This is a genomic window from Xenorhabdus sp. BG5 (assembly GCF_015163665.1).
GTDB lineage: Bacteria > Pseudomonadota > Gammaproteobacteria > Enterobacterales > Enterobacteriaceae > Xenorhabdus.
Genome location: NZ_JADEUG010000108.1, coordinates 1 through 366 on the forward strand (window position 1 = coordinate 1; position 366 = coordinate 366).

1 pseudogene is annotated in these 366 nt (G+C 54.6%); it reads left to right on the top strand.

The window, feature by feature from the left end:
- A pseudogene (locus tag IQ209_RS18035) lies at nt 1-229 on the top strand (DNA primase); the annotation flags it as partial.
- Nucleotides 230-366 lie beyond the last annotated feature (137 nt).

Genomic DNA, 366 nt, shown 5'->3' on the forward strand with positions numbered 1-366 from the left:
GGCAGCAGAACAGCGGTGTGCCCTGAATGCAGTGCGCTTTACCCGGCGGGATATCCGGGCATACACGAACTGGAGTGACAGCCAGCTTAAGCTGCATTGCCAGCGGCTCAGTGATATGGAATATCTGCTTGTTCACGGCGGCAGTCGCGGGCATCTGCTGCAATACGAACTGCTGTGGGACGGTGACGGCGACAGCGCCCACTTAAGCGGTCTGATCGTGCCTGTATGATGCTCGCAAGTCTGGGCAAAATGAATGCAAGTCTATGCCAAGTCTGCCCCAAGTCGGGGCTAAGTCTGGGTAAGCAAAATAACCATAAAGCCACAGCCAGACAGGGTTAAGCACTCGCAAGTCTGACAAAACGAAAA